At 57.0% G+C, this 2,500-nt stretch carries 1 tRNA gene and 2 rRNA genes (1 of these 3 cut by a window edge); all 3 read left to right on the top strand.

Annotated elements, in window-relative coordinates:
* Positions 1-2,041: ribosomal RNA gene (locus IBL26_RS24960) — 23S ribosomal RNA — on the top strand (it extends 697 nt beyond the left edge of the window).
* Positions 2,042-2,181: 140 nt separating this feature from the next.
* Positions 2,182-2,296 (top strand): 5S ribosomal RNA (gene rrf, locus IBL26_RS24955).
* 65 nt (positions 2,297-2,361) lie between these two features.
* Positions 2,362-2,435 (top strand) — tRNA-Met (locus IBL26_RS24950).
* Positions 2,436-2,500: the final 65 nt, after the last annotated feature.

Genomic DNA, 2,500 nt, shown 5'->3' with positions numbered 1-2,500 from the left:
TGCACTGGAGGGCCGAACCCACGCCTGTTGAAAAAGTCGGGGATGAGCTGTGGCTAGGGGTGAAAGGCCAATCAAACTCGGAAATAGCTGGTTCTCCGCGAAATCTATTGAGGTAGATCGTCAGGCGAACACCGCCGGAGGTAGAGCACCGGAAGGGCTAGGGGGACCCAAAGTCCTACCAAACCCTACCGAACTCCGAATGCCGGTGAGTGCTACCTGGCAGACAGACAGTGGGTGCTAAGGTCCATTGTCGAGAGGGAAACAGCCCAGACCACCAGCTAAGGCCCCCAAATGATGACTAAGTGGGAAAGCATGTGAGACGGCCAAAACAACCAGGAGGTTGGCTTAGAAGCAGCCATCCTTTAAAGAAAGCGTAATAGCTCACTGGTCTAATAGCTGTTTTGCGGCGAAAATGTAACGGGGCTCAAGTCATCTGCCGAAGCTGTGGATGCATACGCAAGTATGCGTGGTAGCGGAGCGTTCCGTAAGCCTGTGAAGGGAGACCCGTGAGGGCTCCTGGAGGTATCGGAAGTGCGAATGCGGACATGAGTAGCGACAAAGAGGGTGAGAACCCCTCTCGCCGAAAGTCCAAGGGTTCCTGCGCAAGGCCAATCCGCGCAGGGTGAGCCGGTCCCTAAGGCGAGGGCGACAGCCGTAGCCGATGGAAATCAGGTGAATATTCCTGAGCCCGCTAGAAGTGACGGCCGTGAAGCGTTGTTCCTCCTTATTGGATTGGAGGGGCTGCCGGATCGGTCCAGGAAATAGCTCTAGCATATGGTCCGTACCCGAAACCGACACAGGTGGACTGGTTGAGTATACCGAGGCGCTTGAGAGAACCATGCTGAAGGAACTAGGCAAATTACTCGCGTAACTTCGGGATAAGCGAGACCCACCATTGGGCAACCAGCGGTGGGTGGCACAGACCAGGGGGTGGCGACTGTTTAGTAAAAACACAGGGCTCTGCGAAATCGAGAGATGACGTATAGGGTCTGACGCCTGCCCGGTGCTGGAAGGTTAAGGGGAGATGTGCAAGCATCGAACCGAAGCCCCAGTAAACGGCGGCCGTAACTATAACGGTCCTAAGGTAGCGAAATTCCTTGTCGGGTAAGTTCCGACCTGCACGAATGGCGTAACGACCTCCCCACTGTCTCCAGCATGGGCTCAGCGAAATTGAATTCCCCGTGAAGATGCGGGGTACCCGTGGTCAGACGGAAAGACCCTATGAACCTTTACTGCAACTTCGCAGTGGTGCCAGGAAGGAACTGTGTAGGATAGGTGGGAGGCTTTGAAGCAGGGGCGCTAGCTTCTGTGGAGCCATCCTTGAAATACCACCCTGTTTCTTTCTGGCATCTAACCGAGCCCCGTTATCCGGGGTCGGGACCCTGCGTGGTGGGCAGTTTGACTGGGGCGGTCGCCTCCCAAATGGTAACGGAGGCGCGCGATGGTGGGCTCAAGCCGGTCGGACATCGGCTGTTGAGTGCAAAGGCATAAGCCCGCCTGACTGTGAGCGCGACAGCGCGAACAGAGACGAAAGTCGGCCTTAGTGATCCGGTGGTCCCGCGTGGAAGGGCCATCGCTCAACGGATAAAAGGTACTCTAGGGATAACAGGCTGATCTCCCCCAAGAGTCCACATCGACGGGGAGGTTTGGCACCTCGATGTCGGCTCATCGCATCCCGGGGCTGGAGCAGGTCCCAAGGGTTCGGCTGTTCGCCGATTAAAGCGGTACGTGAGCTGGGTTTAGAACGTCGTGAGACAGTTCGGTCCCTATCTGCCATGGGTGTAGGAGACTTGCGAGGATCTGTCCCTAGTACGAGAGGACCGGGATGGACGTACCTCTGGTGTACCAGTTGTTCCGCCAGGAGCATCGCTGGGTAGCTAAGTGCGGAACGGATAACCGCTGAAGGCATCTAAGCGGGAAACCAGCCTCTAAACGAGGTCTCCCCAAGGGCCGTGATAGACCATCACGTCGATAGGCCGCAGGTGGAAGTCAGGTAACTGACGTAGCCGAGCGGTCCTAATAGCCCGATAGATCTCAACTCTAACTGCCGCTGACCCCTCAAAACGGTCACCGCACGCAGCATTCATCCGCGACACACTCACACACAACACTTGCCTCGATATCACCATCTCTCACCACCATCTGTGCTACACCTTTGTTCGTCATGATCCGGCTCGGTGACCCGGTGGCCATCGCGAGGCTGCTACACCCGATCCCTTCCCGAACTCGGCCGTGAAACGCCTCTGCGCCCATGGTACTGCGTCTTAAGGCGCGGGAGAGTAGGTCGCCGCCGGGCCACCCAGCCGGATCATCTCAAACATCCTCATCAGCACAGTCACAACACAACAAATACACCACCAACGCGGGGTGGAGCAGCCCGGTAGCTCGTCAGGCTCATAACCTGAAGGTCACAGGTTCAAATCCTGTCCCCGCATCCCATCACCACAACCACCACCACAACCGCCTCGGAAACACCTCCGCAGGCGGATTTCGCGTTTCT

The organism is Teichococcus aerophilus (assembly GCF_014490485.1).
In the GTDB taxonomy this organism is placed as follows: Bacteria; Pseudomonadota; Alphaproteobacteria; order Acetobacterales; family Acetobacteraceae; genus Pseudoroseomonas; species Pseudoroseomonas aerophila.
This window is presented reverse-complemented; position numbering and strand designations above follow the sequence as displayed.